Consider the following 7,846-nt stretch of genomic DNA (forward strand, 5'->3'; position numbering starts at 1 on the left):
TCGGTCATGCCGAGGGCGCGGCCGGCCTTGAGCTGACCGGCGGGCAGGGACATGATGGATCCGCGGAAGATCTGGGACTGATAGGCGGCGCTGGTCATGCCGAGCACGATGCAGGAAGCGCCTATGGTGCCCACGTCGAGTCCGATGAGACCGAACAGGCCGTAGTAGAAGAGAAAGAGCAGGAGCAGAACGGGCACGCCGCGGAAGAACCATACATAGAAGCTGACGAGCAGGGCGACGGGCCTGGGGGCGTACACCTGCGCGACCGCCATGGGCACGCCGAGGCAGAAGCCCAGGGAAAGAGCTCCCGCCACCAGCACCACGGTGACCAGCGTGCCTTCAAGGATGTAGGGGAAGGCTTCGATGATGGTGGAAAGAATATGCACTGTTGAATCCGGTAGGAATGAGGAATGCACGCTGCGGCCGCGCGGCCGTTGAGGGACGGGGGCCCGGCATGAGCGCGCGCCCGGCCCGGAAATCGGGCAAGGCGCGGGATGAGCAATAAAAAAGGAGACCGGAAGGCCGGTCTCCCGGGACGCGGCGTATTACTTGTTGGAGAGGTACTTGGCCTGAAGTTCCTTCCAGTAGGGATCGGCCTTCAGCTTGCGGTAGCCTTCGTTCACGAGGTTGAGCAGTTCCTTGTCGTCCTTGCGGATGGCGACGGCGAAGTCGTCGTCGGGGGCGAAGGTGCCCACGATCTTGACGGGCTTGCCCTTGTTGATGGCGTCGTTGGCGGGAGCGCTGTCGAGGGCGATGGCTTCGATGCGGCCGTTGAGCAGGTCTTCCACGGCGAGGGGCGCGGAATCGTAGAAGCGCAGTTCGTAGGAGAGCTTTTCTTCGACCTTCTTGGTTTCGAGCAGTTCATGTTCGTTGGTGCCGCGCTGCACGCCGAGCTTGGTGGGGCCGTGGATGGCCTGATCGGCGGTGAGCTTGGAATCGGCGGGAACGAGAATGACCTTCTTGATGGAATAGTAGGGTTCGGAGAAGGCGACCACGGCGGCGCGTTCGGGGGAAACGCTCATGCCGGAGCAGACCATGTCGATCTTCTTGTTCATGAGGGCGGGCACGATGCCGTCCCAGTCCATGGGCTGATGCGTGACTTCAAAGCCCATGTGCTTGGCGATCCAGTCCATGGAGTCCACGTCGAAGCCGGCGGGTTTGCCGTCTTCGCCGACGTAGGCGAAGGGAGGATAGTTGGCGTCGATGCCGTTGACGTAGGTTTTCGCCTGAGCGCCGGCGGCCATGCAGAGCACGGCGAGGGCCGCAAGGAAGCAGGAAAGACGTTTCATGTGAGCCTCACGAAAAGATTGAAAGTGATGATTTTCCCTGCGAGGGAATATATAGAAAAAAAGCCTGAGAGGCAATACGAAGCGGGGGGCGGCTTTGTGAAAAGGGAGAAGTTGCAGGCGAACGGGGGAATGCAAAAGCAGGGGAGGCGGCGAGGCGGGGGATGAGTCGGAGCGTTCGGCGGTGCGGCCGGTATGGCGCAGCGGAGAAGGGCGCGAAGATTCGGAGCCGCTGGGGGTGGCGCTGCCGCGGCAAAGGCGGGGCGCCGCGCCGGAAGGGAGCGAAAGCCGGGGAATGGCGCCGGGGATTGCCTGCGTTCCGCCAAAGCGCGGAGAACAGGGGAAACTTTGCGGCGGATGTTTCGGCAGACCGCGGACTTGGGAATGTCGATGCCGTCGGAGGGCAGAGCGCGAGGAGTATTCGGCAGGGACGGCCTGCGGGGAAGCTCTTGTTTGCCTTGCTGCTGCCGGAGGCGTCAGGGGGCGACATTCCGGGGCATCTCCGGCCTTGGGGACATGGCGCCGAGGCTCTCATTTTCCCCCGGCGACGGAGCGCCTTGGCGGCAGAATCTCGGCCTCGGCGAGGGGGGGCGGCTCGTGAAGGCGGGTGCGGAAAGAGCGGAAACTCGGCGCACCCGAAGCGCCGCGCCTCGGAAGGCGTTGCTGCGGCGCAGGGACGGGGAGTTCGGCGGGGAGGTCGCGCCGGAGCATGCGTGCCGGGGGCAAAGAATCGGAGCCTGCGGAAGAGCGCTGCGGCGCGGGGCCGGGGGGCTGCCGGACGCGTTTCGCCGGAGGGCGGGCGTCCGGCAGAAGACTAGTCGCTTTCCGCGTCGCACTTCGTGCCGGAGAGCTTTTCCTTGATCCACTCGGGCACGGCCACGGGACGACCTTCGCGGTTGACCACGGCGTGCAGGGTCATGCCTTCACAGAGCAGTCTGGTGCGGTCTTCGTTGTAGATTTCGTAGCGGAAGCGCACCGAGGCCCGACGCCATTCCGTGATGCGGGCGTGAATCTGCACATGGTCGTCGTAATGCGCGGGGGAACGATAGCGGCATTCCACCTCGCGCACGGGCAGCATGAAGCCCGCTTCTTCAATCTTGCCGTAGCCGAGCCCGGCCTCACGACACATGGCCCCGCGGGCGCGTTCAAAAAAGTGAATGTATTCGGCGTAATACACTACGCCCATGGCGTCGGTTTCGCCGTAGGAAACGTAGTGGGGAAGCCAGACTTCGGCAAAGGTTTCTTCCATGGAAGCGTCCTTGTTTCTGGAATGATGGAAAAATGTCGGCGATGACGGGAAATGTCGGCGCGGGGCGTCGGCGTGGCATCAGGCGGCGCAGCGCGCAGAAAAACGGGGGCGCAGACGAGCCTCGGCGTCGGAACCGGCCCGGGCCGCAGATGTTCGCCCGCAAAAGGGGAACCCGCGCGGAGGCGGCGTTCGGGGCCGCCCGGAAACGGCGGTCTTGTCCGTTGCGCCTTCTGCCGCGCGGTGTCGAACGTTCGGCGTCGGCGTTTTCGCCGCACAGGGCGCGTCAGGGGCGCAGGCTCACGAGGCACCTTGCCGGACAGTGCGCCCGGAAGCGGCGCGCGACAAAAGAGCGCCCGGTCATGAGCGCTTTTTAGCCGCGCGCTTTTGAACTACATGCCCTTTTTCACCAGCGGGCCGCTCGGGCACTGGCAGATGGGCATGATTTCCACGCGGTTGATGTTGATGTGCGTCGGGCGATGGGTCACCCAGAACACCGTTTCGGCGATGTCCTGCGGGGTGATGGGACTCGTGCCTTCATAGACGTTCGCGGCCTTCTGCGTGTCGCCGTGGAAGCGCACGATGGAAAATTCGCTTTCCGCGAGGCCGGGTTCGATGTTGGTCACGTGTACGTTGGTGCCGAGCAGATCGGCGCGCAGGGAGAGGCTGAACTGCTTCACGAACGCCTTGGAGCCGCAGTACACGTTGCCGCCCGCATAGGGATAGTTGCCCGCTATGGAGCCGAGCATGACGATGTGACCGCGGTTGCGCGCCACCATGCCGGGCAGAATGGCGCGCGTGGCGTAGAGCAGGCCCTTGATGTTGGTGTCGACCATGGCGTCCCAGTCGTCGAGGCTGCATTCCTGCGCCGGTTCCAGACCGAGAGCCGCGCCGGCGTTGTTGAGCAGCACGTCCACGTCGTTCCATTCGCCGGGCAGATTGCCCAGGGTTTCGGTCACGGCTTCTCTGTCGCGCATGTCGAGGGGAAGGGGCAGGAAGGCGTCGCCGAGTTCCTGATGCAGGGCGTCGAGACGTTCGGCTCTGCGGCCCGTGCCGGCCACGTGCCAGCCTTCGGCGGCGAAGAGACGCGCGGTGGCCAGGCCGAAGCCCGAGGTCGCGCCGGTGATGAGAATGTGCTTGGGCATGGAACACTCCTTGCTGTAAATGATGAACGCGGCAACGATAGCTGTTTTGACGGGGCAAGGCAACCGGACGCGCGCCGAAAACGCGTTGCCCGGCGCGCGCAAAAGGCGCAGACCGGCAGGAATGCGTCAGGCAGCATGACGGCGAGCTTTGAGACAAAAAAGTTTCAAAATGGAGGAGCGGCGCGCCTTCGACAACGCAGAAGCCGGAGCGCGCTGCGTCTTTCGTCTGCATGGGCGGCGGAGAATTTCTTTATGGGAACGACGGCCTCTTCGGGAAACGCGTTCGCAGGAGTCCTCCGACGGAGGCAAGTTCCGCGGATTTTTTGAAAAAAAATGGGGAGGCCGGCGCTTGACTCCGGTTTTTCGCCTTATTAAAAGGATGTCCTGTTCTTTTGAACAGAGAACTTTCTATCATAAGAGATGATTTTCATGGACAACAGCAATACCCATGATACGACGCTGGCCGATCTGGAGAGGGTCGAACAGGAAAAACTGGAACAGGAACGCCGCGCCGCCGAAGAGGCCGCGCTGGCCGATGCGGCCAAGAAGAAAGCTGCCGCCTCATCGGTGCTCTGGTCGGCGCTCTTGACGGTCATCAAGCTGGTGGCGGGCATATCCACCAACAGTCTGGGTCTTCTTTCGGAAGCGCTGCACAGCACGCTCGACTTCGTGGCCGCGGGCATCACGTGCCTTGCGGTGCGCATATCGGCGCAGCCGGCGGACGAGCGGCATCCCTACGGACACGGCAAGGCCGAGAGTCTGGCCGCGCTCGCGGAAACCGTGCTGCTGCTCGTCACGTGCGCGTGGATCATCATCGAGGCCGTGGAGCGGCTGTTCTTTTCGGCCGGTCCCGTGGAGCCGTCGTGGTGGGCTTTTGCGGTGGTGATCATTTCTCTGACGGTGGACATCAGCCGTTCCGCCATGCTGCGCAAGGTGGCGCGGGAACACAAGTCGCAGGCGCTGGAGGCCGACGCCATGCATTTCACGACCGACATATGGTCGTCGGCGGTGGTGCTTGCGGGCCTGACCTGCGTGGGACTCGCGTCGTTTGCCGAACCTGATTCCATGCTGTACCACGCGCTCACCAAGGCCGACGCCGTGGCCGCGCTGGGCGTAGCGGGCATTGTGCTCATGGTGAGCTGGAACATGGCGCGCAACGCGGTGCTCACGCTCATGGACGGCGGCATGAGCGAACAGGCGCGTCTTGTGCGTGCGGCGCTTGCGGCCAATGCGCCCGCGTATGTTGCCCGCAGCGTGCGCGTGCGGGAAAGCGGCGCGCGGCATTTCGTGGAACTTGTGGTGTCCGTGCCTTCCGATCTGCGCGTGGACATGGCGCATGAAATTTCCACCATGCTGGAAAACGTGGTGCGCGGCGTGCTGCCCGATGCCGAAACCACGGTTCACATGGAGCCGGAAGAGGAAAACCATCGCGATTTCTACGCCACGTCGTATCGTCTGGCGTCGCTGCACGGCCTCATGATTCACAATCTGCGCCTCGTCATGCAGGACGACGGCATGCATGTGGAAGTGCATATCGAACTGCCCGACGACATGCCGCTTGCCGAAGCGCATGAAAAGGTGACGGCCTATGAAACGGATCTGCGGCGTCGCGTGGGCGCGGTGTACGTGGTTTCGCACATGGAGCCGAGGGGCGGCCGTTCGCGCTGCGACGCTCATCCCGTGAATCTGGAAGAAGTGAAGAAGGTGGTGGACAAGGCCCTTCAGGATTCTCCTCTGGGCGACGCGCATCATCTGCACGTGTACAACGGCGACGAAGGCACGACCGTGACCTTCCATTGCCGTTCCGATGCGGCCACGGTGGGCGAAGGTCACGAGCTCGCCTCGCGTCTGGAAGACGAAATCCGCGCCGGACTGCCCGGCGTGGGACAGATCGTCATTCACGTGGAACCCCGGCCTTCCAAGTAAGTAGCCCGTGTCCTTTCTTGCGCGACATGTCGGAGGGCCGTATCTCGGCGTGCTCATGCTGCTGGTGTCCATCACCTCCACGCAGCTCGGCACGTCCGAGGCCAAGTTCCTCATGATGAAGGTGGGACCGGAAGTCACGGTAGCGCTGCGCCTTGCCTGCGCCACGCTGCTGCTTTTTGCGGGGCTGCGGCCCTGGCGTCACATGCCGCGCAGGCAGGAGTGGAAAAGCGTGCTCGTGTACGGCGTGGCCATTGTGTTCATGAACGGCTGTTTCTATCAGGCCATTGCCCGCGTTCCGCAGGGCGTGGCCGTGGCCGTGGAATTTTCCGGGCCGCTGATGGTGGCCGTGTGCGCGTCGCGCCGCTGGACGGACTTTCTCGGCGTGGTGCTTGCCGTGGCCGGACTGCTGCTCATTCTGCCGTGGTCGGGGCTCGATGCGGGGATAGACCCGGCGGGCATTGCCTTTGCGCTGGCTGCGGCCGCGGGCTGGGCGGGATACATCGTGTTCGGCCGCCGCGCGGGCGTGGGCGGCGTGAGCGTGGCCGCGTGGGGCATGCTGGCGGCCACGGTGGTGGCCGTGCCCTGGGCGGTGATGGCGGAAGGCACGCTTCTTTTTCAGCCCGACGTCATTGTCGACGTGCTGCCGCTGGCTTTTGCGGTGGGCTTTCTGGCCTCGGCGCTGCCCTACGGTCTGGAAATCGTGGCGCTGCGCATCGTGCCGCCGCAGGCCTACGGCGTGCTCATGAGCCTGGAACCGGCGGCCGCCGCGCTGTTCGGCTTCCTCATTCTCGGCGAGGTGCTTTCGGGGCGGCAGTGGTGCGCGCTGGCGCTCATCATTGCGGCCTCGCTGCTTGTGATGCGCAACGCCAAAAGTTCCTGAACAGGCCGCAATTCTGCGCGCCGGACGTCCGCCGCGTTGCCGCCGGAGCCTTCGGCGTTTTTCCGCGTTTTTTTGAGCGGCGGGCCGTCTTTGGTCCGCCGCTTCTGTCTTTTTGAACTTTCGTTTTCTCTCTTTCCTGACGCTTGTTTGTTCCGCTCGGCGTCGTCCGCGCCTGCGCGTTCTTTCGCGCTGCGCTCCCGCACGTCCGCCTTCCTCCGTCCGGCGGCCTCCGTGTCTTCTTTCCAAGCGGAGCCTTCGCCTTTCTCTTTCTCATGTTTTGCCCCGGAGCTTCCGGGGCTTTTTTGTCCGCGGGCCCGGGGGCGGGGGACGGGTGAGGGGAAAAGGGCTGAGGCGGAGTGCGGAACGAGGAGGGGAGAGGGCCACTTTCGGAACCGGAGCGAGGAGAGAATCCGAGACGAACAGAACCGCTGCCCCTGTCTGCTCGAAGGTGCGTTGAATCCGAGTCAGGCCGTGCGGGGCACATCGCCGAGCCCCTGCGCGGGGGCTCTCCGGGCAGCCCGGGGGCAGAGGAAGGGGAGGGGGGCAGTGCGGAGGCTGAGCCGGTCGCGCTCTCGGGGTACGGAACCGGAGTGCGGAACCGGAGCGGGGAGGGCGTTGTTCCGGGTGCTTCGCTGCCCCTCAGTGCGGGTTTTCGCGGGGGCTTTTGCCCTGCGCGCTGCCGCAGCGGGCGCGCCTTGCCGGGGGGCGTTGCATCGTCGCCAAGAGCCACGCGTCCGCCCGGCGCAGGCGCAAGGCCAAAAAGAAGGCCGACCCCGAAAAAGGGATCGGCCTGCGAGTCATGGCTTTATCCGCCGGATGCGCGGGGAGTGTGCGCTATCCGTTGAGGCGTCGGCGAATGATTCAGCGAAGATTGTTGGCCTTGAGGTATTCCACCAGCAGGTCCGGGAAGTCGGAGAACATGCCGTCCACCTTGAGCTTCTTGAAGGACACGTCGAGCACTTCGTTGAAGTCCTTGAAGCCCTTGGGCAGGGAATCCTTGCGCAGCGTCCAGGAATGCAGCTTCATGCCGTTCTGACGGGCCAGATCGCCGAGGTTGGAAAGCGTGTAGCTCTTGCCGTCGGCCGTGGGCACGGCGAGCAGATTGAAGTTCGGCGCGTAGATGGTGGCGTACTTGGACACTTCCTTGATGCCTTCAGGCGTGGTCAGCCACTTGTGGCGGGCCTTGTCGTCCTTGGCGCCCTGGCCGCCGGCGGTGACCAGCATGCAGAGCTGTCCCTTCCAGCCGAGCTCGCGGGCGCGGATCACGGCCTCATAGTCGAAAATCTGCAGAATGGCCTTGCTGTCCGGGGAGTTGTAGCCGAACTTCGTCATGGTGTCGATGGTGGCCTTGATAATGTCGAGG

Annotated in this window: 7 protein-coding genes; 2 read left to right on the forward strand and 5 right to left on the reverse strand. The window is 64.1% G+C overall.

What is annotated here, in order from left to right:
• From ACZM96_RS08365 to ACZM96_RS08380, 4 genes are all read right to left on the reverse strand, one after another.
• Positions 1–386, reverse strand: a 386-nt coding sequence (locus tag ACZM96_RS08365) for an ABC transporter permease subunit (protein WP_489488493.1), incomplete at its 3' end; no start/stop codon positions are given.
• A 159-nt stretch (positions 387–545) separates the two neighbouring features.
• Complete coding sequence (locus ACZM96_RS08370) at positions 546–1,289, reverse strand: ABC transporter substrate-binding protein (protein WP_294488740.1); 744 nt, start codon at positions 1,287–1,289, stop codon at positions 546–548.
• 811 nt (positions 1,290–2,100) lie between these two features.
• Positions 2,101–2,535 (reverse strand): acyl-CoA thioesterase, encoded by a 435-nt coding sequence (locus ACZM96_RS08375; protein WP_294488742.1) that lies wholly within the window; start codon positions 2,533–2,535, stop codon positions 2,101–2,103.
• A gap of 389 nt (positions 2,536–2,924) precedes the next feature.
• On the reverse strand, positions 2,925–3,677 hold the full coding sequence (locus tag ACZM96_RS08380) for an SDR family oxidoreductase (RefSeq protein ID WP_489488494.1): 753 nt from the start codon (positions 3,675–3,677) through the stop codon (positions 2,925–2,927).
• Positions 3,678–4,106: 429 nt separating this feature from the next.
• On the opposite strand from ACZM96_RS08380, the gene ACZM96_RS08385 reads away from it, so the two are divergent.
• Both ACZM96_RS08385 and ACZM96_RS08390 read left to right on the forward strand, forming a co-directional pair.
• Entirely contained in the window at positions 4,107–5,603 is a 1,497-nt protein-coding gene (locus ACZM96_RS08385; RefSeq protein ID WP_489488496.1) for a cation diffusion facilitator family transporter, read from the forward strand.
• 7 nt (positions 5,604–5,610) lie between these two features.
• Positions 5,611–6,483: an EamA family transporter gene (locus ACZM96_RS08390; RefSeq protein WP_489488498.1), complete on the forward strand. Its 873-nt coding sequence runs from the start codon at positions 5,611–5,613 to the stop codon at positions 6,481–6,483.
• A gap of 861 nt (positions 6,484–7,344) precedes the next feature.
• Here ACZM96_RS08390 and ACZM96_RS08395 read toward each other — a convergent pair.
• Positions 7,345–7,846, reverse strand: a 502-nt coding sequence (locus ACZM96_RS08395) for a glycerophosphodiester phosphodiesterase family protein (RefSeq protein ID WP_489488499.1), incomplete at its 5' end; no start/stop codon positions are given.

The organism is Mailhella sp. (assembly GCF_057866825.1).

What these genes read in the sequence shown, in the direction of transcription:
- ACZM96_RS08380 (WP_489488494.1), bottom strand. Translation starts at nt 3,677, where the DNA reads ATGCCCAAGCACATTCTCATCACCGGCGCGACCTCGGGCTTCGGCCTG.
- ACZM96_RS08370 (WP_294488740.1), bottom strand. Translation starts at nt 1,289, where the DNA reads ATGAAACGTCTTTCCTGCTTCCTTGCGGCCCTCGCCGTGCTCTGCATG.
- ACZM96_RS08385 (WP_489488496.1), top strand. Translation starts at nt 4,107, where the DNA reads ATGGACAACAGCAATACCCATGATACGACGCTGGCCGATCTGGAGAGG.
- ACZM96_RS08375 (WP_294488742.1), bottom strand. Translation starts at nt 2,535, where the DNA reads ATGGAAGAAACCTTTGCCGAAGTCTGGCTTCCCCACTACGTTTCCTAC.